Source organism: Alishewanella sp. SMS8 (assembly GCF_030737935.1).
Taxonomy (GTDB): Bacteria; Pseudomonadota; Gammaproteobacteria; order Enterobacterales; family Alteromonadaceae; genus Alishewanella; species Alishewanella maricola.
In genome coordinates, this window is record NZ_JAPJEA010000003.1 from 59,684 (window position 1) to 85,106 (window position 25,423).

Sequence of the window (25,423 nt, forward strand, 5' to 3'; positions counted from 1 at the left end):
TAAGGATCCTCAATATCCATACGGGTTAGCGGGTTGCGCGACCTGCGCATTTGCTAGCATCAAACCAACTAACAAGATGATCGCCATGGCATGGGTACATTACACAGTATTGATGATGCCTACGCCTGGTCAATTAGTAGAATAGCCGAGGCGTTTGGCTTAGACCGACGCACCGTTTCTGCGCGAATAAAAGATTCACGCGCCGAGCCAGCGGGCCTGCGCAAAGGCCACCCCACGTATTTATTGCGTGACATTGGCCCAGCACTGTTTGGCGAAACGCGAACAGCGGTACCGGGTGACGAACTCGACCCCGCGAACATGCTGCCCAAAGATCGCAAAGACTGGTACCAGTCAGAACGCGAACGGCTCAAGCTCGAAACCGAATTAAAAGAATTAGTACCCGCTGCAGAAGTTGCTCGTGGCTATGCCGACCTGGTGAAAGCTGTGGTGAACCCGCTCGACAGCCTTATTGATGAACTCGAATCGAAAGTGGGTTTATCCGGTGACGCGCTTGAACGAGTGCAGCGCATCATTGATGGCCTACGCGAAGAAATGTATTTAAACGCCATTCGTGGCGGGGCTGATATCGAGCCGGACGACAGCGACGATGATGAATAGCGGCGATGCTCAGCGCATAAAACGCGACATAGCGAGTTTATTAAAACCGCCAATTCGCATGTCAGTTACCGAAGCAGTGCAAGAGCATGTGCGTGTTAAGTTGCCCTCTGGCAACTGGGGCCCGTGGGATATCGAAACTACGCCGTATATGCGCGAACCGCTGGATATGCTCAGCAGTCGCAAGCATCGCGGCCTAATATTCGTTGGCCCAGCACGAACCGGCAAAAGCCAAGCGCTGATCGACGGCTTTATTGGCTACGATGTGAAATGCGACCCCAGCGACATGCTGGTTGTGCAAATCACCAAAGAAAAAGCAGCAGAGTTTAGCAAGAAGCGGATCGGGCCCATGCTCGAAAACTCCCCAGGCTTACAACCGCTGCTTAGCCCTCGCGGCCATGATAACAACCTACACGACAAAGTATTTCGGGCGGGCAACTATCTCAAGATAGCTTGGCCAGCCAAATCAATATTTGCCAGCAGTGAATGGCGGCGCGTTGCCATCACCGATTACGACCGCACCGCCACCATGCTCGATGTAGAGGGCGAGGGCAGCGGCTTCGACTTAGCACTTAAGCGCACCCAGTCATACCGCAGCCGCGGCATGGCACTGGCTGAAAGCAGCCCCGGTTACGAAGTGCTGGATCCTGACTGGCTACCCAGCCCAGGTGAACCGCATGCGTTCCCGCCTACGATGGGCATCGGCGCATTGTATAACTTAGGTGATCGGCGTGTGCTGTATTGGCCATGCCCCAGTTGCGGTGAATTTTTCCCGGCTAACTGGTCACAACTGCGCTGGGATACCAGCGAACCCGACATTCGCAAAGCTAGCCGAACGGTAACATGCGTGTGCCCACATTGCGGCGATAGCGAAATAACACAGCTATCGAAACACAGCATGATGATGCAAAGCCGCTGGGTACCCGAACGCTGCAGCATATCGGCCGCTGGCATTATCACCGGCACGCCCATCGACACCGATTTTGTCAGCTACTGGATGCAAGGCCCCGCGGCCAGTTTTCAAAGCTGGGAGCAGTTAGTTTACAACTACCTGTCAGCGGTGCGAGATTTTGAAACCACAGGCAGCCAAGAAAAGCTAAAAGCCACAGTCAACACTGACCAAGGCCGAGCGTACAGCTACCAAAAATCAGATCGCAAACGCAACGCCGACAGACTAGCCGAACGCGCCGAAGTCAGCACCAAGCGCCATGTGCCAAATGGAGTGTTGTTTTTGGTGGCTTGTGTCGATGTGCAAGCCGGTAAAGACCGCCGTTTTGTCGTACAAGTGCATGGAAACAGCGAACACGAACGCTGGCTAATTGACCGTTACAACGTGCGGCTATCTGCCAGGGTAAAAGATGAAAACGCCACCGAACCCAACGAGCGTTATCATCAAATCGACCCAGCAGGTTACCCCGAGGACTGGCAGCAGCTCAGTAAACTAATACTGGATCGCGGTTATCCGCTAGATGATAACAGCGGCCGTGAAATGCACGTACATCTAATGGTGTGCGATCACGGTGGTGAAGATGGCGTATCAGATAACGCCTATGGCTATTACCGCAAACTGCGCACCGAAGGCCGCCACCACAAACTGATGCTGGTGAAAGGCGGCAGCAAAGCGCAGCCTGAAATGGTTAAGATCAGTTACCCCGACAACACCAAACGGGCCGATCGCAAAGCCAACGCTAAGGGCGATGTGCCGCTGCACATACTGGCCACAAACAAATTAAAAGACAATGTAAGCAACAAGCTAGAGCGCGAAAGCGCTGGGGCGGGTTATATCCATTTCCCTGACTGGCTGGGCAATTGGTTTTATGAAGAACTGACAGCCGAAGGCCGCGACAATCAGGGCAACTGGGAGCGCGCCAACAAAAAGCGGCCAAACGAAGCATGGGATCTGCTCTGCTATAACGAGGCCGCGCAGTATCAGCTACAAACACACAAACCCAAATTCTGGTTATCCCCGCCGCGCTGGGCGCAGCAGTGGGAAACAAACACAAACGTCTATCATCCCGACGCGCAAAACCGTGCCCCAGCAGCCAAACTGGCCGCTGCAGCACCGCGACAGCGCAGGGTAAGGTTTAGGTCATAAATGTACAGCGATCAGCAGCTGCAAGAATTAAAAAAAGCCTACGCCAGCGGATTAACCAAGATCCGTTTGTCTAGTGGTGACGAGCTCAGCTACCGCTCACTGGAAGAAATGGAGCGCGTGATCCGCAACATAGAGCAGCAATTAAACCCAGCCCCAAAGCCACGGCGCATGGGCTATGTGATGCGCGTTAACAAGGGGCTGTAATGAGCTATCGTAAATCTGTAATTGTCGGGTTAAATGGCCAGCCACTTATGATGGGCAATAGCGCCTATCAAGGGGCCAGTTATGGCCGCCGCATGGGTGGCGTTTACGCACCAGGCACCGGCATTAACACCTTGCTCAATTACGCCCTAAGCACATTACGTAATCGCAGCCGCGCAGGCCATCGCAACATGCCATTACTGCGCAGCGGCATTGAAAAGAAAGTAACCAACGAAATCGGCATAGGCATTACGCCCCGCGCTAAATGTGCCGATCAGGAATTACGCAAAGCCATAAACAAGCTATGGGATGAAAGCTGCTTTCAGTTTGACCCAGAGGGCAATCTTGATGTGTACGGTATGCAGGCACAAATCAGCCGTGCCCGCCGCTTATCCGGCGAATGCTTTATTCGTGCCCGTTACCGCAGTGCTAACAGTAACCTGTTAGTTCCGATCCAGTTTCAAGTGCTCGAAGCCGATTTTGTGCCACTGGAATACAACGACACACTGGGCAATGGCAACCGCATCATAGCGGGTATCGAGTTTAACCGCAGCGGCCAGCGTGTGGCCTACCACATGTACCGCGAACACCCAGGCGAAATGTACAACTATCAGGCATCACTGGCTAATCTTGTGCGCGTTCCGGCCAGCGAAGTGGCCCACCACTTTAACCCGTTACACCCTGGGCAAATTCGTGGTGAACCCGACAGTGCCGCCAGTTTAGTAAAAGCACAAACGTTTGACAGTTACGACGATGCCGAACTGGTACGCAAACAAACCCGAGCACCCTATACCGGTGCCATCTATCGCGAAAACATATCCGAAGAAGATTATTTGTTTGACCCGATCACCGGCGAGCCATTAGACGACAACAGCGTAATGAAAGCAGGCCAAGTAGAAGCAGGCACCATGCTAGAGCTTTTACCCGGTGAACGAATCGACTTATTCAAAGGCGACGACACCGGCCAAGGCTATGGCGACTTTATGCGCTGGCAATCACTAATGCAGGCCGCTGGCATGGATATGCCTTATGAACTCTTAACCGGCGACTGGGAAAAGGTTAACGATCGCCTAGTGCGCGCCGTGTTAAACGAATTTCGCCGCCGCATTCAAATGGACCAGTGGCATTTAATGATCCCGCAAGTTATGCGATGGATGCGTTGGCACTGGCTTAACCGCGCCGTGTTAGCTGGCCGCATTAATATGCCAGGCTACGCCACCAAAATGAACGAATACCACCAACACACCTGGTGCCCGCATGGCTGGCCATACATTAACCCGAATATCGACGTTGAAGCGAAGATCAACGCCATCGATGCCGACTTAGTGGCACATGAGGACGTGGTAGCAGAAAGCGGCGACGACCTCACCGACATTCAAGAACGCAACAAAGTGGCCCGCAATAATCGCGGCGACCGCAGCCAGCAGCAACGGCAAAAGGATAACAACGATGAGTAAATTGCAATTACTAGCGGCCAGCATGATTAATCAGCCGCTGCTGATGGAGATCAGCCACGCCAAAAGCTTTATTGCCGATCTGCGTCAACGAATTATCAGTGGCGACAACGAACCCCAACTGCACGAAAAAGCCAAACAGGTTGCCGACAGCAGCCGTTATCACCCAGTAACGGGCGCTTATCGCTTTTACGAAATTAGCAATGGCGTGGCCGAGCTTAGTGTTCGTGGCGCACTAGCCCACAAACAAGGCTGGTACAGCTGGATGATGGGTTACAACGTGATCAGCTATGCCATCGAGCAAGCCATTAGCGATCCAGACGTAAAAGGCATTTATTTAGATATGCACACCCCGGGCGGCAGCGTTATGGGTGCCTTTGATTGTGCCGACCTTATTCACCGTGCCAGCAAAATTAAACCCGTGTGGGCCATTGCCAACGACATGAACTGCAGCGCTGGCCAGTTACTGGCCTCTGCCGCCAGCCGTCGCTTAGTAACCCAAACCGGCATTGTTGGCAGCATTGGCGTAGTAGTCGCGCACACCAGTTACGAACAATATTTAAAAGACGCCGGCTTAGAAATCACCCTATTACACGCAGGTGATCGCAAAGTCGATGGCAACCCCTACCAAAACTTACCCAAAGACGTTGCCGACCGTTGGCAAGCAGACTTAAACGACACCCGCAATAAATTTGCCAACAAAGTGGCAGGCTACACAGGCATGCCACTGCAAAGCATTCTCGACACCGAAGCAGCCACCTACGAGGGGCAAAAAGCGGTAGATATTGGATTAGCCGACGAGTTAGTTCACAGCGCCGATGGCGTTGCCATGCTCGCCGAACATTGCAAAACATTCACTCGCACCCTAACTACAGGAACAACCACCATGTCAGTAGCTCAACCAGCAGCAGCAGCTGCAACCCAAAGCGCTGCCCCGGCAGCCACTGCACCAAACCCTGCGGCCACTTCCGAAGCGGCCACGCAAGAATCAGCCGTTACCACGCCAGAAGTTGCCGCAATTGCCGCAACTGCCAGTGCCGATATGGTAATTGAGCTGTGCGAACAGGCCAACATGAGCGATCAAATTGGCCGCTTAGTAAAAGCCAAGCTAACCGAAGAAGGTGTAAAAGCCCGCTTAACGGCGCTAAGCGGCGTGCGAGATACCTTAGCCGCCGCCAATCTAAGCCACATGTTTGCAGACGTAGCCGCCAAGCTCGACGATCCAGCGGCCATGCTGCAAGTCGCGTTAACTGCTGCCACCGCACACGGTGAAGATCGCGAAGTCAACAGCAGCAAGCAAGTGGTTACCGAAGCCGCAGTAAAACAACCGAATGCCAAAACCGCCTACGCTGATCCAGCACGGCTATAAGCAACTCACTTTTTTAAACCTGCCCATTGGGGCGTTACTAACATGCCCGCAGGGGCGAAGAGGACAACATTATGTCACAAGTTACAACAGAACTGCCCCGCGCCGGGCAGTACATCAAATCAGAAGTCGGTTCAATCAGCCGCGATACCATCTTATTCACTGGCGGTAAGTTTTTACCAGGTGAAGCATTTGGCATTGTAGCGTCTAAAGCCGTTAAGCTCGACTTTGCCGCAAACAGCGGCGCAGAACTGGCTAAAGGCATTACCTACGCTTACGTTGATGCCACAGCAGCAGACGTAAAAGGCGTTTACAGCTCACGTTTAACCGAAGTCAACATGAACGGTTTAATCTGGCCTGCTACCGCAACTGCGGGCCAAGTGCTCGGTGCAGTGGCTGAGCTAGCCAAAAATCATATTGTCGTTCGCGGCTAACGTTTAACCCTACCAACTGAACAACCCGCTCTAGCGGGTTTTTTTATTGCAAAAATCCGCTAATTAAGGAAACACAGTATGAACTTACAACAGTTTATGGCCGACCCACACTTTCAGGTATCAAGCCTGACAGCCGGCATTAACGAAGCGCAATCTGCGCCAACACTGCTGGCCAGCTTAGGCCTGTTTGCCGAATCAGGCATTAACACCACCACGTTTCAACTGGAATACGACGGCGAAGTATTAACGCTGGTTATGCCAGGCGAACGTGGCGAATCAGTGCAAGGCCAGCGCAAAGCCAACCGCAATAAAATCACGTTAAGCACCGTTCACTTACCCGTACCGATTAACATTAAAGCCGACGAGATCACCAATACTCGCGCCTTTGGTACGCAAAGCGAAGTAGAAGCGGTGCAAACCGTGGTTAACAAGCACTTATTGCATGCCCGTAACCGCTTAGTCGCTACCCGCGAATTAATGCGCGCAGGTGCTGTAACAGGCAAGGTGTTAGACGGTAACGGCGATCTGCTGGTCGACCTAGATGCCGCCTTTGGCATCACCAACACAGCGGTTGAGTACAACCCCGCCAGCAAAAACGCCAAAGCGTTATTAACAGCAGGTAAAACCGCTGCTCGCAAAAAACTTGGCCAAGGCATGGTGCAGCGTTGGTTATTAATGTGTGGCCCTGAGTTCTTCGACGCATTCAGCCAAGCAGACGACGTAACCAAAGCGCTGGCCAACAAAAACGGCAACAGCAACGACTTAGTAGACGACATGACAGATGGCTTAAACTTCCATAATGTCACCGTGTTTGCGTATGACGCTGCTGTAAACAACGAAGATGGCGAAGAAGTGCCCTTTATCGAACCCGATATGGCGTACTTAATCCCCATGTCACCGGGTTTATTCATGGGCCACAACGCCCCAGCCGATTACGTAGAAACTGTGGGCACACTGGGCTTACCATTCTACGCCAAAACCGAGCTGGCCGACTTGGGCAAAGGCATTCGTGGTGAAGCACAAAGTAACCCGTTTTACTTCTGCACACGCCCAGCTGCCATTCGCCGTTTCAAGTTACCGGCGTAAGGTTAGCCCATGTCGCGCTTTAGCGCAGCCGCCGCCCTGGTAAAAGGGGCGGTGCTTAACCAGTTTGGCGAGCAAATGGAACTGTTCGCCGCTGATCGCGTGACCAAGCTTCGAAACTTTGTTGGCGTATTTCAAGAGCGAACTAAAGAACCAAACGATTTAGAGGGGGTAAGCGTCGATCTAAAGCTTTTAAAAATGGATCGCGATTTGCAACCGATCATTCGTTCAGGTTTGTTTGTTAAATATGCTGGCAAGTTTTACCGCCTAGACCAGCCAGCTGATTTAAGCAAATTCAGCCGCGCTGGTATTAACAATGACCATTTTATTAACTGGTACGTGATATGAACAGCATCGACGATGCCGCGCTATTTCTGCAAGACCTGTCAGCCGACAGCGAACGCGCCTTAGCCGACACCCTCAATGCTGCCGCCGCCCGGTTGCGGCAAGATGCCATTAACGCCATCAGTGGCCGCTACAACTTAGATCGCAGCTACGTAGCGCAAAACATGACAGTGCGCACCCGCGCCAACCCGAAAAACCTAGAATCGATCATCAGTGCCCGTATGCGCGGCACCATGCTGTCGCGGTTCGGTGCCACCCAGCAATACAAAGCAGGCAAAACCGTACCGCAGCGCACCGCAGGCGTTAGCGTAAACGTAGTGCGAACCAACCCCACTAAAACCATCGAACAAGCGTTTTTAATCCGCTTAAAACGTGGCGACAATGACGGCGGCAACTTAGGCGTGGCCATTCGTAACAGCAAAAACCGCAACGACTACCGCATTTTATACGGCATGTCAGTGCACCAGGCGTTTAACTGGTACCGCGACGAACTCGAACCCAGCAACGACGATCTGTTTGACGACTTTATCAGCAGGCTAACCCTATGAGCGACAAAGCCCAGCAAATTCAGCAAGCCGTAAACGCCAAACTGGTGGCCGCGTTCCCAACCGCCACCGTTAAAAGCGGCTGGGCCAGCAGCTACCTGCGCAGTGTTGAGCAATGGCCGCTGATCACCGTAGCGCCCATCGTTACCAACGGCAGCTACTCAGGCAAAGCCGTTAAAGACGATATGCAATTGCACATTCAAATTGTTGAAAACGACGGTGGCGAGCCCGAAACCCTGCCCACCCGTTTACTAAACCATCTAACCAGCTGCCGCAGTGCGCTTTTTAGCCAGCAACTGGATGATCGCCATAACAATTGGCACGGCCTGTTAAACGGCCAACCCACCGAAGGCGCCGAAACGCGCTTTATTGAGCCGTCGGCGGGGCAACCCTATGCGGCACTATCCATTATTTTAACCATCAGCTATAGCCAAACTATGGAGTAACAACCATGTCACAACCAATACAGGTGTCGTTTATCGGCTCCGGCGTTATTTATTACAAAGGCCGCGATATCGGCAACTGCTCCGCAGCTGATATCACATACGATGTAGACAAACAAACTCTTCCAAATTACCGCGGCGGTGGCGGTAATGCCGACGTATACGAGCGCATCAGCGCAGTAAACTTGGCACTGGGCATTACCAGCTTAAACGCAGCAAACTTAGCGTTATTAAATAACGCCTCAGTAACCACGCTAACTGGCCAAGACGTAACAGACGAAGCCATTACGGTAAGCGAGCTTGATCGCCTACTGCGGGTAGATCACATGATCGACACTGCCCAAGCGGTAACCGTAAAAGACGCGCTAGACGCCGCCGTGCCAGCATTGCACAGCGTTAACGGCACGCCAAACTACACGGTAACGTCAGCCGGTATCATCGTACCAACAGGCAGCGAAATCGAAGCGCTAGACGAAATAAAAGTAACGTACAAAGTGCCAGCGGGTTACCTGCTGCAAGCGTTGCTCACATTTGGCGAAGAAGGCGATGTTGTTATTGATGGCCTAAACGACATCAACGGCAAACGCCACGTTATCGATTGTTGGCGCTGGAAACCAAGCCCAACCGGTATTAGCGCAATCACCACCGAGTTCGCCACCGCCACGGTAACCGGCGAACTGTTATCAGACGAAAACAAACCGGCTGGTACCAGTAAGTTTTTCCGCATCACCGCCGCCAGCTAACCCTGGGCCGTTCCCGGCACGTAAAACTGCCGGGCTTTTTCACGTTTACCGCGCATTAATAATTGGCTATATTTAAGGTACATTATTGATGTTAAGGGAAACGACATGCTAACAATAAATGCCTTACTGCTACTCACGGCCAGCTCAACATTTTATAAATGCGATCTTAATGGCCTAGTTGTGTATAGCCAGCAACCTTGCCCAGCAAATGCAGTAGAGCAATTAGTGCAAGCACCCGCGCAACAACCTAAAGCGGCTGATACCAACGTTGAAACGTTATGCCTAAATTATTTAAGGCAAAACGAAAACTGGAAAGATCGCGACTCTTTAAAGGTAGAGGGTGCCCGAACCACATGGGTAAATGATTACAGCGGCGCCAGGCGTGTGTTGATTTTAGAGATCAACGCTAAAAACTCTTACGGTGCCTATTCAGGTGCTAAACCGTTCAGTTGCTACTTAAACCACAACGGATCCGGTTTAAGTGAAATTCAGCACAAAATAAACGCACCAAAAAAACGCTAGTCAGCAAACGTACTAACCAAATTCACAAACCCGCTTCGGCGGGTTTTTTTATGCCTGCAATTTAAGGGTTTATATGTCAGTTAAACAAAAGTTTATTGATCTGGTACTGCGCGGTAAGGACTTATTCAGCCCTACCGCCAGCGCCGCCAGTGATGAACTAAAAAAACTGCAGGCAGAAAGCAAAACCACTTCTGAGGAAATGCGCAAGCTAGAGCAAGCGCAAGCTCAGGTGGCCAAAGCCCAAGGCTTAGAGTTATTTGCCAAGCAGGCCGAACTGGCGTTAGCGGGTGCCCGTGAAGAAGTCACGCGCCTAGCCCGTGAAATGGACGCCAGCGACCGCCCAACCAAAGAGCAAAGCGAAGCCCTTAAACTGGCCACGCGCTCAGCCAGCCAACTGCAAACCGAATACAACAAGCTGCAATCACAACTTAGCCGTAGCAAAACAGAACTGCAGCAATCGGGCGTTAACACCGCCAACCTCGCCAGCGAACAAGATCGGCTGCAGCGCGAAGTAAAAGAATCGGCTAACGCGTTAAACGAAAAACGCACCAAGCTGCGCGAACTGCGCAGCGACATGGACACCACCGAAAAAAGCACCGGCAAATTCGGTGAGGGCCTGCGCGGATTAACCACCCGTTTAGCCGCATTCGCTGCCGCCTATGTGGGTATTAACCAGCTACGCAGCGCCTTAACCGCCATCTTTACCACTGGCGATAAGTTTGAAAAGCTGGACATTCAGCTAACCGGCATCATGGGATCCATACAAGCAGGCGAACAAGCCAGCGCATGGATCAAAGACTTCGCCAAAAACACCCCGCTGCAACTCGACCAAGTAACCGAAACCTTTGTTCGCCTGAAAAACTTTGGGCTTGATCCGATGGATGGCGCAATGCAGGCCATCATCGATCAGTCTGAAAAGCTTGGTGGCGGCTATGAACGGGTGCAGGGCATATCGTTAGCACTTGGCCAAGCCTGGGCAAAACAAAAGCTGCAAGGCGAAGAAATACTGCAACTTATCGAACGCGGCGTGCCCGTGTGGCAACTGCTCGAAAACGTTACAGGTAAAAATACCGCCGAACTGCAACGGCTTAGTAGTGCAGGCGAACTGGGCCGCGACACCATCAAGCAGTTAATTGATGAAATCGGCCGTAGCGCCGAGGGCTCAGCCGCCAAAGGCATGAGCACCCTTAGCGGCTTAGTATCAAACGCCAGAGACAACTTCGACCAGTTCTTTAATTTGGTGGCCACCTCTGGCGCACTCGACTGGCTGAAAAACCAACTCGACAGCCTGAACAAAACCATGGCCGAAATGGCCGCCAGTGGCGAGTTACAAGAGCTGGCCAAAAACATCAGCGACGGCATTGTTGCTACTGCCGAAGCCGTTAAAAGCTTAGTTACCACCATTTACGAATGGCGCGGTGCCATTACCGCAGTGGGTGCCGTGTGGGCCACGCTAAAAGTGGGCAGCTTTTTAGCCGACTTATCCAAAGGCACGTTAGACGCGATCCGCAACCTGACTGTCTTGGTTACCACCAAAAAAGGCGTAGAGATCGCTAATGGTAAACTGGCCAGCAGCTTTGGCCCCTTAATTGGCGCGATACGTGGCGGCATTGGTGCTGTAAGCGATTGGATGAAAGGCCTAAGCGGTGTGGGTGGCTTGCTGGCAAAAGGCGGTATTTTTGCCGGTATTGCCTATGGCGTGTACGAAATTGGCCGCTTAGCCAAGGCCTGGCTAGATTTACGCGAAGCCGAACGCGCGTTAAACGAAAGCCGGGGCGAGGCCAGCATTACCAATTCCATGGTAAATGAAGAGCTGGCCGCCATTAATGATCAGCTCAACAGCAACTACACCAGTTTAAAAGAAGTGATTGCCGCCGAAGAAGCGGGGCAAATAGTACGTGAGCAATCCACCGGCATTTGGCGGCGCAATACCGAAGAGATCGGCCGCAACACAGATTATTTGTTAGGGCATGGCTATGCGCTTACCGATAGCATTACCGCCATCGAAGAAGCCTATAAAAGCCTTGGCTTACAATCCACCAAAAGTTTAGAAGAGGCCGCCGAAGCATCACGCAAAGCCTATGAGGTGATCGCATCAGGCCAAGAGCCTATCGAGCAGCAACGCGCAGCCTTTTTAAAATATGCCGACGCCGCCAACAAAGCCGCCCAAGCCACTGGCGAATCGATATCCGACAGCATTAAAGCTACGGCTGCCAATTTAGGCTTAACCGACAGCCTGGATAAACTCACCGGCGCCAACAGCAAAAGCCAAGTGGCCGCCACAGAGCAAAGCAAAGCCATGTCGGGTGCATCGGCAGAGCTGGCAAAAACCAAATCTGCTATCGATGATTACCGTAAAACGCTCGACAGCACCACCGCCAGCAGTGAAGAAAAAGCCTTAGCCGCTCAGCAACTGGCTGATGCCGAAGCCAGCTTAACCGAGCAAACCCGCCGCTTAAACGAAATCAAAGAAGTTGAAGCTGCCACCTATACCAAGCTGCAAGCCAAACTGGCCGAATACACCCAGCAAATGCAAGCGCTGGACGAGCTATACAAAGCCGATGGCATCAGCGCCCAAGAATACATTGCCCAGCGTGAACGCTATGCCGAAGTGGTGGGCATTATTCAGCGCATGCTGGCAGGTTTGGGCGATGGTGAGCAAAAAGTTAAAGAAGATACAGACAGCGCCAATTTATCTTTAGCTGAGCAACAGCAGCGATTAGACGATTTAGCAGAAAGCTCTGGCACCGCTACCCGTTACATCAGCCTACTGGCGAATGCCCAGCAAGCCCTTAAAACCGAGTTTAACCTAACCGACCAAACCACCGAAGATTTAAACAAACGGCTAAACGAGCTAAACGGCTTTATTGTACAAAACAACCGTGTAACCAACATTTGGTGGCGCGAACTGGCGCAGGCCAGCAACGAAGCGTTTGAACGTGAAAAGCTGATCATTCGCGAAACCATGGCCATGCGCGGCTACATACAGCAGCTGGGCAGTGCCTCGCTTAGCATGGCAGAGCTGGCCCAAGTTACCAAAGCGGTGGATCGTGGCTTTACATCGCTTGGTGATAACGACATGGCGGTACTGCGCCAAGCCATCACCGACGCCGAAAACCGCTTGTTGTCGTTCCGTGATGAACTAGAGGGCACCGTAAGCAGTTTACAAGACGAGCTCGACCGCCTAAACGACAACCAAGCCGCCATCGAAAAACGCGCATACGAGCAGCAAACCGCTGAACTGCGCGCCAAACTGGCCGCTGCCCAAGCCTCTGGCGATGCTGCCTCCATTGCCGCCGCCAAAGAAGCGCTAAAACTGGCCGATCAAATCTACAAAACTAAACAAGCGCAGTATGCCGAAGAGCTCAAAGCCAACAGCAAAACCACCAACACCAGCAGCCCAAGCAGCGCAGCCAATAACGTAACCCCGCTAGTGCGGCAAACCACGCCCACCAGCAACACCGTTTTGCCAACCACCACGGCCAGCAGCACCCGTACGGTGCGCCTGGTGTTAGAGCTACAAGGCCAAAGCTACAACGCAGACATGAGCATTAGCGCAGCAGATCAATTATTAGCGCAAATAGAACGCGCCCGGAGTACCTCGTTATGATGATCGACGGCATCGTGCTCGATGACGACTTTGTGCGCACCGATGGCTACTGGCCAGCGCACCGCAGCAACAGCCAATTTGCCAGCAATGGCGCGTTATTGGTGGAACTGGCCACCATGCAAGCGGGCGAACCGATTACGCTAAACAGCGGCGATCACTGGATCCGCAAAAGCAAAGTGGATGAACTCTTAGCGCACATTCGCCAAGGGCTAGACAGCTTTACCATAACGCTGCCCGACGGCAGCAGCCACAGCGCCATGTGGGATTACAGCAACCAACCGCTGGCCGCCGAGCCACTAAACCGCGAAACGTACCCCAACGCCAACAGCTGGTTGGTAAATGTGCAACTGAAATTCATTAAATTATAAAGGGCGCCCGATGCTACGCACCGACTTAAAGATTTTTAAAAGCCAGCGCATGACGCAAAACGCCAACGCCGGCGGCCAGCGCACCGCCAACGAAGTGCTAAACGGCCAACTGAACGAAGTGTTTGGTAACATCAGTGCCATAGACCAAGCCCAAAGCGCGGTAGACATTGTTAAGGTTTACCCGGCAGTAAGCACTGCCAACACCCAGTTGCTGCAAGACGGACACATACTGATCAACGAACCGCCTACGGATCCATTGGTTGATGTAATTATGGTGGAAGCGCCCGCGATCAATGATGCCATTGTGCGCACCGGTATTATTGAAAGCATTGAATCGGGCGTAACAGCAGGCCAATTACTGCGCAGCGGCTTAACCGGCATGCTAGCAGGGCAAAACACGATCAGCAGTGCTGATTTATTAGATATCGTTAGCGCCGGCGAACCCCGCAACGTGCTGTTAACCTTGGGCCAAGTTATTACTATTTCAGTGGAATACACTGGTACAGAAAGCGCAGATTACCCGCGCTTTACCCATTACGCCAAAGTGGTAGGCGGCACGGCAACCAGAGCCAGCTGGGGAAGTACAAGCCAAGGCGACATAGTTATTGATCCGCCGTTACCATTTGACACACCAGGCCCAAACGTAACAATTAACAACCAATCAAAATTAACAAAACTCAGAAAAACCAACGTCACAGCAGGGGTGAAATACCACGGCGTTACCCGCTTAACCGCGAACGCAAACCAAACCAGCTTGCTTACGGTGGCAAAAACGCAAGGCCAATTACTACCAAAGTTAACAGCGGTAGTTGAACAAACCAATAACCGCCCTTTTATGACCGCAGCGGGATTAGAACTTAAAGTGGCAGAGTTTAGCGCCGTGGGCAGGGTGTATAACTTAGAAATTACCGATTTAATTGTTTTGTTTAGCGCATCACGTATCGCGTCCATTAACTACACCAATACCAGTGGCAGCCAAAGTTCATTTAGTGTTGAGGCATCACAGTATCAAGCTGGCGTAATGTCATTTACTTTACCGTCTGAACCCTTAGCCAACACCACACTATTTGTGTATTACTACAGTTCAGATCGTTATGAACTTTATCAAAGCAGCGCCGCTTGGCCAGCAAACCGCGCACTTATAGTGAGCACTATGGTGGGCACAGTCACCTTTACTAGCAACAGCTTGTTGCGTTCTTTTTATACCGTTGATGGTATGGCTGAAAATCAGCTATTTGTTACCGGCAACTCAGGCCGCGAATTAGTGGCAGAAGTAGACATATTTACTGGCGTTATCACGTATTTTAATGGCTATTCTAACGCGACTTATTCAGCCGTATTAAGTAATACCCAAGCCACTGCAGAAAGCGTAAGCACCGCTGAATTTGCTTTAGAGTACGACAGCATACAGGCTGATTCGCTTTACATCACCGCCGAGCTAACAGCTGGTGGGCTAATCAGTGCCAGCGCCGATGCGCAAGGGGTGATCAGCGGCGTGGGGGTATCGGGTACCATTATTAACGGCGTGGTAAACTTGGCCTTTAATAACCCGGTTACCGCAGGCAGCATTACCTACAGCGTGAACGAGATCACGCAATTAACACCGCCAGCCAGTTTGTACGGCATTAACCAATTACGCATTAGCAATGGCGGCAGCGTGCCTATGTTTAATGTGTTTGGCGTGGTGTCTATTGCCAACAACGACTACCAAACCGCCGATTTACCCAACGGCACGGTACTGCAAAAACGGCCCAATGCGTTTATTGATATCGTAGACAGCACCGGCGCAAGTTTATGGCATCCGCTTGATGCGCACTACAGCTACGACAAAACCAGCGGTGAATTAACGATAATTGATAGCACCGCTTTCAGCGCCCCGTTTGAAATTACCGACACAATTACCGAACTGGCGTTAGTGTCACAGGTAAATAGCAACAGCCTAGTGCTAACCGCGCCCCTGCAAAACAGCTACCCAACCGGCAGCATAGTGAGCAGTGTGCAAGTATTAGGCAATATGCAAGCCGCCGCCAGCGTACTGTATGACATGACCACATGGAACAACGTGTGGAGCGATATCATCAATGGCAGCCCAGCCAATGGCAACTACAACGAGCTGAACTACCCCATTGAAGTAGAAAACCAAAGCGCCATAAACGAGCGCTGGGTAATAGTGTTTACCAGTGCCACCGCGTTTCGGTGTATTGGCGAGGGCGTAGGGCAAATTGCTACCGGCGACACGCTAAACGACTTTGCCCCCATTAACCCCAACACCCAACAGCCGTATTTTATTATTCGCAACCAAGGCTGGGGCGGGGGCTGGAACGCAGGCGAGTGCGTGCGCTTTAACACCGAAGCCGCCGCCAAACCGCTAGTGCTGCTGCGCTCAGTGGGCGCTGGCCACAGCCAAATAGAACAAGACAGTATTCGTTTACACTTCCGCGGCAACGCAGATTAATGGAGTAACAACATGGCTTCTTATCCAGTAACAGTTTACCGCTGGGATGATCCGGGCGCGCCGCAAATCGGCAATGGCCGAGCGAGTGACATAATCGACATTTGGCAAAAATGCTTAGTTGAGGGTTACGGCACCAAAAGCCCATTGGGCTGGACCCGACCATTTTATGACAGCGCAACCCAAAGAGCCTGCTTTAGAAATAATACAGCAGCGGGCGGTAGTGGTGGTTATGCAATTTTATATAGCAACACAGGCAACAATGCAGATTATAACCTAATGCGCTTAAGTCATGCTAAAAGCATGAGCGATATCGATACGGCCATTGGTCAAGGCTTTACTAAAGCGTTTCAGGTAATAAACGGCATCGAAAATTTGCGAAGAACAAAATGGGTATTAATTGGCACTGCCTGTGCTTTTTATTTCTTGATATCTTATGATAACTTCCAAATGGATGGTGCAACAAACTCACCCTTGCCATCGATGTTTGTGGGTGATTTTTTCTCAAGAGTACCTAACGATGCGGGTAGATTTATTGCAGAGTGCAACCCGCAAAGTGCATCAAGTTCATCTAGCTCTGGGCAGTCATTAAATGCAATAAATGCCTTATGGAATAGGATAGGCGTCAACAACAAGTCGCTTAGAGTTCAATCTGCTGATAATACGGAAAATACTAAAGATTACACTATAGCTTTACATTCTTACGCTTACGGTGAAACTTTTACAGTTACACAAGAAAGTGGCTTACCACAAATTTTAACCCCAATAAGTATATGCGAAAACGGTTTAACTGGCACAGGTATATCACCTAGTCAAACGCAATTGAATGACACCGCCTCACCATACTACAGAGGGCAATTCCCGGGTTTTTTTATTGCATTAAATCCGTACCGAAACGACAGAGAATTTCCCACAATAATAAATTTAGGCAATGAAGATTACTGGCTTTTAAGAACGTGGTGGGGTGCGCCCTGTGTTTTAATTAACATGGAGGTGTGGAATGATCCTTTCCTTTAAAATAGATAAATCAACATACTTTGCAGGAATGATCGAACTCGACTTCGACCCACTATCTGAGCGCTATGCAGTCATTGATCGCAAAAGCCTTAGCTTGCTGTGGAACGGCTTAACCCCAGCCACCAACCCAGCCAAGATCATCGTGCCGTTTGAATACACCAACAGCAACAATTTAGCGGTGATCATCTTTGACGAAACCGCAAACGGCTACAACATGGTGGGCAACGACAAAGTACAAGCCCAGCTGGTTGACGCCAGAACGGTAACACTAAACCCATGAGCCAAGTGCAGCTGCGTTTTGAATACCTAAACAGCGGCACCGTTAGCCCATTAGTGCTGCGCTTTGAGGGCGAACCACCGCCACCGCCGCCACCGAGCTTTGCGCCAAACCTCACACTGGCCATTGCTGCGCGATATTACCGCCCCGCAATGCAACAACAGGTGCAGCGCGCAAACTGGGGCGTGGCTAACGACATCACCGCCGCCGTAGCCATACGCTACAGCGCAGCCGAACCACTTATTGCCAGCCATCAGCACCGCTGGCAAAAAACGCCGGTAATGATTACCCGCGCAAGTAGCAGCTGGCAAATAGTGCCGCAACGCACGCAGCAACTTAGCCTAGCGTGGCAGCAACTGCCACTGCAGCAACAAAGCACCGCCAACGGTTGGCGCATAGCAACGCTAAAACAGCAACAACACACCGCCAACTGGGGTGTGGCCGCACTGCAACAACAGCAGCTACAAACAGCGTATGTTTACCCAGGCATCACCGCCCAGCGCTTTGATCTGCTCTGGCGCACCGATGGCGAAGTAACCCGCTATTACCGGTTACCGTATGGGCCACGGCCGCCCAGCTACATTTGCACGCAAAACTACGTACCGCCAAGCGGAAAAATTACGCTGCGCTTTGTGGATCCTGCACAGCCAGCCAGCGGTAGCCTAACGCTACGCTTTAGTAATGCCAACAACCCAATCGTGTGTGTGCTAGACACCGGCGGCGGCCTAATACCCAACGCCCCCGACTTACCCACCGTCGACACCACAAAACCCATACGGCCACCGCGGCGCAGGAGTTACATTATGCGGCCAGAGCTTCGCTGCTATCGCCTAAGCGATAACTTAGAAATAAACATTATCAGCGCCACCTGGTCGCTCAGCCGCAGCAACTGGGCAGCCACCATTAACCTGGCTTGCGGCAGCCGCATCGACCGCGATCGCCTGTTAAGCGGCGGGCCACAAAAATTTAAACTGCTGATCAACGGTTACGAATTTTACGGCATCGCCGAAGAGGGCAGCATGAGCCATTCATTTGGCCAAAGCAGCTGGGGCATTAGCGCCCGCAGCAGCATAGCCGAACTTGCCAGCCCCAACGTGGCCGCCAGCAGCTACAGCAACGCCACCGCCAAAACGGTTGCGGCACTGATCAGCGACGAACTGGCCGGCACCGATTGGCTAGTAGATTTTGACATGACCGACTACACCGTGCCCGCCAACGTGTTTAGCTATCAAAACAAAACACCAATGGAAGCCATAGCGCAAATAGTAGCAGGCATGGGCGGCATGATTTACCCCGACGGTGCCACCAACACCTTGCACATAAAACCGCAGTGGCCAGTAGTGCCGTGGGCCATGACACTAGAAGTGCCCGACATTGCGATCCACGACGGTGTAATCTTAAACTACAGCTGCAGCCCGGCATCATCACCGTTTTACAACGCCGTGTTTGTGCGGGGCGAGCAGCAAGGCGTAGAGTGCAAAGTTCGCCGCACCGGCAGCGCTGGCGATATCATCGCGCCCGATGTAGTCGACGCCATCATTACCGATCAGCAAGCCGCCCGCCAACGTGGTACCGCCATACTGGCCGATTGTGGCGCCAAAGAGCAATACAGCATTACGCTGCCCATCATGGCCGAGCTACCGCCCTGCTTGCCGGGCATGTTACTGGGTGTAACCTGGCAAACCGACATCTACAAAGGGTTGGTCGACAGCATCAGCATTAATGCCAGCCGCAACAACGACGGCGGCATGACAGTACGCCAAACCATAAACCTGTTACGCAGCTACGAGCAACTGCCATGATTAACCACATGAGTAATCGCCATGAGTAACCAGTATCAGCGGCTGCGCGGCCTAACCCAAGCCCAGCCGCGCACCATCGGCACCGTAACCAGCCACAACGCCGACGGCACAAGCAGTGTGCAACTGCTATCAGGTGCCTTTGTTACCGTGCTGGGGCAATCGGTAGCCGTAAGCAGCCGCGCCTATATAGAGGGCGGCCGCGTTATCGGCCAAGCCGCCAGTTTGCCGTTTTTTAATATCGACATTTAACGCCACGCTCACCAGCAACGCGCCCAAACCACAAGCCCCTTCATAGGGGCTTTTTTATTGCCAAAAAAAGGATCGCACTATGTTTAACTTAGCTGGCCACGCGGCCACTTTAAATGCTGCAACTCAAATGTCATTGCACAGCACAAACCCAGGCACAGGTGCAAGCCCTGCTGCTGGCGAATTGTCTGATGCACCTTATGCCCGTAAAGCCTGTACCTTTGCCGCCCCAGTTTTGAATGGTGAAATAGCCGAATCAGAATTAAGCGCCGATGTTACGTTTGATCTAAACCTAACTATTGATCAAGACGTGTTCTTCGTTGGCTTGTGGGCTGGCTCAACTTACCTTGGCTATATCGTGCCGAACAATACTGGCACATTCAGTGGCAGCAACATCACTACGCGCCGCTTTGTAGTACAAGCCGAAACAACAATGCTAACCCGCACCAACGTTTAACAAAGCAGCACCAAACAGCGCCCGGCAATAGCCGGTTTTTTTGTGCCTAATTTTCATCGAGGCCGCTATGCAAACATTACCAGTAATTTTCGGGCGCAGTTACAAGCCAATCAGCTTAGCCATACAAATTCGCACGTTCTGCCGTTGGTCGCACGTAGGGGCCATCATGCCAGACGGCCGCATCATCGAAGCCGTAGGCGGGCAGGGCGTAGTAATAACCGAACGCCGCGACTTTGAAAAACGCTACCGCGAAACTATGGTGAGGCACGTTATGTGCCAAAACACCGAACTCGCTTACGCCTTGCTGAATTTGCAAATAGGCAAACGCTACGACAACGACGCATTTTGGGGCGTGGCCCTTGGCACGGGCTGGGATGATCTGTGCGCGTACCAATGCGCCGAACTTATCGGCTCAGTGCTAGGCCACTTTGATACTGCACTGCTCGCAACGCTAGTGCCCAAAGACATACTAAAGGTGAAACATGCAGTTAAATGAATTCTTACCCACCGTACCCGAGTTAACGCTATTAGCAAAGCGCGATGCGGCAAGGCTGCACACAGTAACAGTAGGCAACATGATAGAAGCAACCACCTTTAACGGCTGGTTATCGGCTTTTAAATTGCTGCCAATAGTAAAGCGAATTGCAGAAAACGAACCAGATCACCCAGCTCATAGTGATTGCCTAGCCGTATGGGTAGGGCTGCTGGGTAATCACCCGTTTAACTTTAAACTCGATAGTCAGACAGGCCAAGGGCAGATCCGCTCACTTGATCGCATGATAGAAACTGACTTAAAAGAACATGCCGCAGCACTCACAATGCTAAAACAAACGGCACTGTATTACGCCAACACCGTTACCTATCCGCTGGCTGGCACTACCTTATACGATGTGTTAACGGCAGAAAATGCCTGCCCAACAGCAACGGTTAGCAAAGTGGGTGGCTATTTAGCGTTTACTCTTAATAATTTTGTTGAAGATCACAGCGCAAGACTTTGGGGCGTAAACCCGCGAACCAATCGCTTAACCGTTTTGGGGAATATCAGGCTATCTGATGCAGGCGCTTATGAATTCAAACTGCCAACGCATTACCTAGATTTTACTGATTACGCGATTGATGATGCTTATGGAGTAATCTAATGGCTATAAGCAAGGTTGGTTTAGGTTGGGCGGTTGGTGAACGTAACTTTGACACTTTGCCAGCGTTCATCGCTGCGATGGGTTCGACAGGCAGCTTTGAGACTGCAAACTGCAAAGGCAATTTAGGCAGCTCAACGGCACTTATACAAACTGGAGCTTTTGGCAACGGACTGCTGATAACAAGTGACATTAAATATACTGGTAATAACCATCTTGCTTTAGCATTTTTTGATGGCCCGCTGTACTTTACTAACACAAATCCAAATATAACCATCGAGCATATCGCGCATTATTGCAGTGTAAATAGCTACTGCTTGCGCTTCATTCGCGCTGGCCATACTGTAAGAGATTGTTACTACAAAAAATTAGTAACAACTGGTGGCAACATGGTTGATGTGTCAAACGGCATAGCAACAAGGTTAGTTATTGATGCAAACAACTTAGCTACAGGCACATTAAGGAATACCGGCTCTGCATCTATATCAAAAGTAACTGGATTTAATTCTTCAAACCGAGGCATCACAGTTCCGCCTCAAGGAAGCTCAGGCACAGTAAGCGATACTTTTTCTTTAGGCTCGAATTTTACAGGTTATTTTTGGACTGGTGCAGCCGCATCAAATACAAATCTAATAAATTCTGCATCTGAAAGCGCAGGTGATTATTCAGGTAATTACACTGGTTACGGTACAAGCGAATTTGTGGATTTTGCTGGCGGTGATTACCGCATAAAATCAACGTCTGATTTGTTTGGCTTAGGTGTTGGGGCGTTTTTTGAAGAGGCTGCAAGCGGCGAGCAAGTAATAACATCAGGCGGCACGTTAACAGGTAATGCGTCTGCTTCTGCCGTATCTGCATTAATCAATGATCAACAACTCAACACTAGTGCAACCGCTGCCGCTGTAGCGGCTGCGCTGGGTGTAAGCAGCATTGAACAAACTCAACGCATCAGCACCGCAGCAACAGCCAATGCAACTGCCGCCGCTTTAGCGGCCAGTGCCTTTGTTAACGCGCAAACCATTACTGGCGCTGGTGTTACTGCTGCCACTGCCAGTAGCGTATGCGTAAGCACTGCAACGCATGTTCAGCAAATTACAGTCAGTGGAATTTCAACCGCGCAAGCAAGTACAGTTGCAAGCTCAACACTGGTTAACACCGCAGGCACCGAGCAAGTAGTAAGCACGGGTGCCAGGTTAAACGCGGCGGCAAACACCGTTGCAGCCACTAGCCTGGTAAATGATCAGCTTATTACCGCCAGCGCGACTAGCACTGCCTTAGCAGCGGGAGTTGCCACCAGCACCATTATTAACCAAGGCGGCACTGAACAGGTAATATCATCAGGCGGGGTAGTGCAAGCCGCGGCAGCGGCAACTGTTAGCAGCACGCAAAGCCAAGAACAGCAGGTTGTAAGCAGCTGCACAGCCACGGCCAGCAGTAGCGCTTTTGCGGCTAGCCAATTAACTAACGATCAAATCGTGGTTACTGGCGCACGGGCCAGCGCCGTTGCCGATGCTATCGCTACCAGCAGCATACTTAACTTGGCCAGCGGCGAGCAAATCATAAGCTCGGGCGGCACACTCACTGCCCGCGCCACCGCGTTATGCGGCACAGCCATCATCAACCAGCAACAGATCAGCGGCAGTGGCTCATTGCTGGGTTATGCGTATGCGTTCGCCAGCAGCCGCATCATTAACGGCAATATTATTAAGTTAAATCCCTGCGCCATCACGGCAGTGCATTTGCAGCCTATGATCAGCGCGACACATTTAAAACCCAACATCACAGCCACTAAGTGCAACTAAAAGGTGCAGCATGGAACTATCAGCATACCGCGGCAAAGACAACATTGAAAAAGTGGCATTCAATCAAGACGAACAGCCGCTTAATTTTGATACCGCAGGCGTAACAGCGATCAAGCTGTTAGTAAAAGACGAGCAGATCGCCGCAGAAATAACAGGCGATGATCGCAACGTGGTGGCCATTAAAACCGGTGCGCTAACATTACGCCCCGGCACTTACGATGGTTTTATTGTCGCAATAAGCCCCGAAGATCCGAACGGCGTGGTAATAGCAGGCCCAGGGCAAACGGTAGAACTCACCGTTCGGGTGGTGTTATAAAAATATGGGGCAAATTTGGGGCAATAATAAGGCCGCTACTGTCCGTTTTAGGCCAAGCACCCAACTCAAAGCCCCAGCCAGCAAAGGCCCTGCGCGGCCAGCAAAACACAGGTAGAGGGTTCGAATCCCTCTTTCAATCTGCTTTTTAAATTTTTTTACGATCTTTTTTATGAATAATTCTGATTAATTTTGATGAAAAAATCTTTTTTGGAAATTCAAAATAATAAACCAACATGGAAATTAGTTTGCCTTGTCATTAATGGATTTTTTATCTGTTAAAACAATGAATTAATCTAATGCGGTATTCTTATAATCATATAATTTTCAAAAGCTTTCAATTAATATGTATTTTATTGTTATTACAATAGCATTCAAAGAAAAAAATCTGAATTTCCAATATGGATTTTATTGTTATATCAATAAGATATGCTTAATCAGAAAACTTGATTAAAGGGTTTTTTAGAGAATTTATCTGCGTTTTATTTTGAGTGTTTATATGTTTTCATTATGTGGCAGGGCATAAGCTCTGTATAAATCGCCTGGCAGATCTGGACCATCTGCCAAGCGGCAACCACTAGCGAAATAATGGGGGCTTCATGAGCATAGCAAATATAGGATTAGATGAACAAGATCTCGTCATTGCAAAATTAAAACAGTTAGAAGCGTTAGCATTTACAATGGCTGTTCATAAAACGTTTACAGAGATCTGCCCAAAATACTCTTCAGAGGTATTTAGTTTGTTCTGGGATCTGCTAGTAGAGATTATACAGGCGCTGGGCATTAATAAAGATTAGCTAAATAACTTTAGCGAGGTTTCGGCCTCGCTTGCGTTTGGCTCATCATGTATCTTTATTTAGTAAGCTGTAATGCTCGAGAATTTTTTCTGCTTTAATCTCGTTAGAAATGTAGTCGTTGTTAGGGAATGGCAGCTCAGTACTTAAATCGTACTCACAAAAATACATTAATTGATAAATAACATCGTATGCCAAGTTTAAGTGTTTAAATGGCTTGTGTTTTTCGTAGGCTATAGCCCATTCTCTGTTTTTAATGTGGCTAAGGAACTCATCTGGGCTATTAATTATATAGCCTGAATTTACCCTAAAACGAAGTTCGTAAGATAGTTTGAAAGAGTCAATAAATATCCCCTCAATTTGCCTATCATTTAGCTCTCTAGCTAGTCGCTCAGAAATTTTTGTTAATCTGTTTACTTGGAACTTTAACCAATTAATATTAGTGTTTATATCAAAATTGCTATTGGTGTTGTTTTCAAAAAGCGTTTTGTAAAGTTTGTACTTATCAAAAAATGTAATATCTAATTCAGCTTCGATTTCCTTAAGGAGTTTAATAAACTCTTCACGATGCTTTAAAGCATTAGAAAATGTATTTTGCCTTTTGGATTCCTGAATAGCGGCTAATGTCTGCTCTGAGCGATGAATAGCAGCAACCAAAGCAGTTGCGGGTATGGCTATACTGGCAAGTGATAATGGCAACTTAAAATATTCTAAAAAAGTATTTAGACCATACTTTGATAAATCAAAATTTAGATCATTAGAATAATATATCCATACACCAAGGCCAAATCCAGATAGTATTGGTAATGCTAGCGCAAGCCAAAATTGCCAAAGCTGCATAAGGGTTTTATTTTCACGCATCCAAAACTCCCTTTATTAAAAATCCTTAAAGTGCGCTTTCAAAAACCTTAAATGCCGCACTGATCCCTTGCTCAACAATGGCCGGCCCAAACTTTATTAGTGCTTTTTTGAATTTTTTAACACCCGTCGGTTTGCAGAGCTCAATATAAAATTGACCACCAACAGGTGATAGTAATAGCTGCCTGATGTTTAGTGTTATGCCTTCATCACTTAATATATAACCCCAGTTATCACCATGCATTGAGTAATAATCAATAATCAAACCACTGCGCCAAAGCTCATCCATGTGGTACTTGAATTTGTTTATATCCACATCAGATATATCTTTTAACTTTGCTTCGCAAACTTGCTCCATAAGTTTGTCACTTGCAATTCCGTCATATTTTGTTTCATCAATAGTACCAAGAATCTTTTTTAAGTAATCAGCATCGATCATATTCAA

General features: G+C 50.1%; 27 protein-coding genes. 25 read left to right on the plus strand and 2 right to left on the minus strand.

Annotation, left to right across the window (positions count from 1 at the left end; translation table 11 throughout):
• Positions 1-90: 90 nt before the first annotated feature.
• The 25 genes from ORJ01_RS10685 (at position 91) to ORJ01_RS10805 (ending at position 24,123) form a co-directional block, all read left to right on the plus strand.
• Positions 91-618 carry a DUF1441 family protein gene (locus ORJ01_RS10685; protein ID WP_306178027.1) on the plus strand — a complete coding sequence of 176 codons (528 nt, stop codon included), beginning with the start codon at positions 91-93 and terminating at the stop codon, positions 616-618.
• Positions 608-2,710 carry a phage terminase large subunit family protein gene (locus ORJ01_RS10690; RefSeq protein ID WP_306178028.1) on the plus strand — a complete coding sequence of 701 codons (2,103 nt, stop codon included), beginning with the start codon at positions 608-610 and terminating at the stop codon, positions 2,708-2,710. Before ORJ01_RS10685 ends, ORJ01_RS10690 begins: the two co-directional genes overlap by 11 nt.
• On the plus strand, positions 2,711-2,914 hold the full coding sequence (locus ORJ01_RS10695; protein ID WP_306178029.1) for a phage head-tail joining protein: 204 nt from the start codon (positions 2,711-2,713) through the stop codon (positions 2,912-2,914).
• Positions 2,914-4,368 (plus strand): phage portal protein, encoded by a 1,455-nt coding sequence (locus ORJ01_RS10700; protein ID WP_306178030.1) that lies wholly within the window; start codon positions 2,914-2,916, stop codon positions 4,366-4,368. The genes ORJ01_RS10695 and ORJ01_RS10700 overlap by 1 nt, the downstream gene beginning before the upstream one ends.
• Positions 4,361-5,734, plus strand: a complete 1,374-nt coding sequence (locus ORJ01_RS10705; RefSeq protein WP_306178031.1) for a S49 family peptidase — start codon at positions 4,361-4,363, stop codon at positions 5,732-5,734. Before ORJ01_RS10700 ends, ORJ01_RS10705 begins: the two co-directional genes overlap by 8 nt.
• A 71-nt stretch (positions 5,735-5,805) precedes the next feature.
• Positions 5,806-6,165 (plus strand): head decoration protein, encoded by a 360-nt coding sequence (locus ORJ01_RS10710; protein WP_306178032.1) that lies wholly within the window; start codon positions 5,806-5,808, stop codon positions 6,163-6,165.
• A 78-nt stretch (positions 6,166-6,243) separates the two neighbouring features.
• Positions 6,244-7,251, plus strand: coding sequence for a major capsid protein (locus ORJ01_RS10715; RefSeq protein ID WP_306178033.1), 1,008 nt, complete (start codon positions 6,244-6,246; stop codon positions 7,249-7,251).
• A 9-nt stretch (positions 7,252-7,260) separates the two neighbouring features.
• The gene (locus ORJ01_RS10720) at positions 7,261-7,596 is read left to right on the plus strand and encodes a hypothetical protein (RefSeq protein ID WP_306178034.1); all 336 of its coding nucleotides are present in this window, start codon (positions 7,261-7,263) and stop codon (positions 7,594-7,596) included.
• On the plus strand, positions 7,593-8,141 hold the full coding sequence (locus ORJ01_RS10725) for a hypothetical protein (RefSeq protein ID WP_306178035.1): 549 nt from the start codon (positions 7,593-7,595) through the stop codon (positions 8,139-8,141). Before ORJ01_RS10720 ends, ORJ01_RS10725 begins: the two co-directional genes overlap by 4 nt.
• On the plus strand, positions 8,138-8,584 hold the full coding sequence (locus tag ORJ01_RS10730) for a hypothetical protein (protein ID WP_306178036.1): 447 nt from the start codon (positions 8,138-8,140) through the stop codon (positions 8,582-8,584). Before ORJ01_RS10725 ends, ORJ01_RS10730 begins: the two co-directional genes overlap by 4 nt.
• A gap of 5 nt (positions 8,585-8,589) precedes the next feature.
• On the plus strand, positions 8,590-9,324 hold the full coding sequence (locus ORJ01_RS10735; protein ID WP_306178037.1) for a hypothetical protein: 735 nt from the start codon (positions 8,590-8,592) through the stop codon (positions 9,322-9,324).
• Between the two features lie 105 nt (positions 9,325-9,429).
• Entirely contained in the window at positions 9,430-9,846 is a 417-nt protein-coding gene (locus tag ORJ01_RS10740; protein ID WP_306178038.1) for a DUF4124 domain-containing protein, read from the plus strand.
• 73 nt (positions 9,847-9,919) lie between these two features.
• Positions 9,920-13,456, plus strand: a complete 3,537-nt coding sequence (locus ORJ01_RS10745; RefSeq protein WP_306178039.1) for a tape measure protein — start codon at positions 9,920-9,922, stop codon at positions 13,454-13,456.
• Positions 13,453-13,824, plus strand: a complete 372-nt coding sequence (locus ORJ01_RS10750; RefSeq protein ID WP_306178040.1) for a hypothetical protein — start codon at positions 13,453-13,455, stop codon at positions 13,822-13,824. Before ORJ01_RS10745 ends, ORJ01_RS10750 begins: the two co-directional genes overlap by 4 nt.
• Before the next feature lie 10 nt (positions 13,825-13,834).
• Entirely contained in the window at positions 13,835-16,279 is a 2,445-nt protein-coding gene (locus tag ORJ01_RS10755) for a hypothetical protein (RefSeq protein WP_306178041.1), read from the plus strand.
• Positions 16,280-16,291: 12 nt separating this feature from the next.
• Positions 16,292-17,293 carry a hypothetical protein gene (locus tag ORJ01_RS10760; protein WP_306178042.1) on the plus strand — a complete coding sequence of 334 codons (1,002 nt, stop codon included), beginning with the start codon at positions 16,292-16,294 and terminating at the stop codon, positions 17,291-17,293.
• Positions 17,277-17,573 (plus strand): hypothetical protein, encoded by a 297-nt coding sequence (locus ORJ01_RS10765; RefSeq protein ID WP_306178043.1) that lies wholly within the window; start codon positions 17,277-17,279, stop codon positions 17,571-17,573. Before ORJ01_RS10760 ends, ORJ01_RS10765 begins: the two co-directional genes overlap by 17 nt.
• Complete coding sequence (locus ORJ01_RS10770) at positions 17,570-19,372, plus strand: hypothetical protein (RefSeq protein WP_306178044.1); 1,803 nt, start codon at positions 17,570-17,572, stop codon at positions 19,370-19,372. Before ORJ01_RS10765 ends, ORJ01_RS10770 begins: the two co-directional genes overlap by 4 nt.
• A 21-nt stretch (positions 19,373-19,393) precedes the next feature.
• Positions 19,394-19,621, plus strand: coding sequence for a hypothetical protein (locus tag ORJ01_RS10775; protein WP_306178045.1), 228 nt, complete (start codon positions 19,394-19,396; stop codon positions 19,619-19,621).
• 79 nt (positions 19,622-19,700) lie between these two features.
• Entirely contained in the window at positions 19,701-20,075 is a 375-nt protein-coding gene (locus tag ORJ01_RS10780) for a hypothetical protein (protein WP_306178046.1), read from the plus strand.
• Between the two features lie 67 nt (positions 20,076-20,142).
• Positions 20,143-20,571 carry a hypothetical protein gene (locus ORJ01_RS10785; protein ID WP_306178047.1) on the plus strand — a complete coding sequence of 143 codons (429 nt, stop codon included), beginning with the start codon at positions 20,143-20,145 and terminating at the stop codon, positions 20,569-20,571.
• Complete coding sequence (locus ORJ01_RS10790; RefSeq protein ID WP_306178048.1) at positions 20,558-21,214, plus strand: hypothetical protein; 657 nt, start codon at positions 20,558-20,560, stop codon at positions 21,212-21,214. Before ORJ01_RS10785 ends, ORJ01_RS10790 begins: the two co-directional genes overlap by 14 nt.
• Before the next feature lie 698 nt (positions 21,215-21,912).
• A complete protein-coding gene (locus ORJ01_RS10795) occupies positions 21,913-23,013 on the plus strand; it encodes a hypothetical protein (protein WP_306178049.1) in 1,101 nt (366 codons plus the stop codon).
• A 10-nt stretch (positions 23,014-23,023) separates the two neighbouring features.
• Complete coding sequence (locus ORJ01_RS10800; protein WP_306178050.1) at positions 23,024-23,329, plus strand: hypothetical protein; 306 nt, start codon at positions 23,024-23,026, stop codon at positions 23,327-23,329.
• A 596-nt stretch (positions 23,330-23,925) separates the two neighbouring features.
• Complete coding sequence (locus ORJ01_RS10805) at positions 23,926-24,123, plus strand: hypothetical protein (protein ID WP_306178051.1); 198 nt, start codon at positions 23,926-23,928, stop codon at positions 24,121-24,123.
• Positions 24,124-24,168: 45 nt separating this feature from the next.
• Here ORJ01_RS10805 and ORJ01_RS10810 read toward each other — a convergent pair whose 3' ends face one another.
• Positions 24,169-24,981, minus strand: a complete 813-nt coding sequence (locus ORJ01_RS10810; RefSeq protein WP_306178052.1) for a hypothetical protein — start codon at positions 24,979-24,981, stop codon at positions 24,169-24,171.
• A gap of 25 nt (positions 24,982-25,006) precedes the next feature.
• Positions 25,007-25,417, minus strand: coding sequence for a hypothetical protein (locus tag ORJ01_RS10815; RefSeq protein WP_306178053.1), 411 nt, complete (start codon positions 25,415-25,417; stop codon positions 25,007-25,009).
• Positions 25,418-25,423 lie beyond the last annotated feature (6 nt).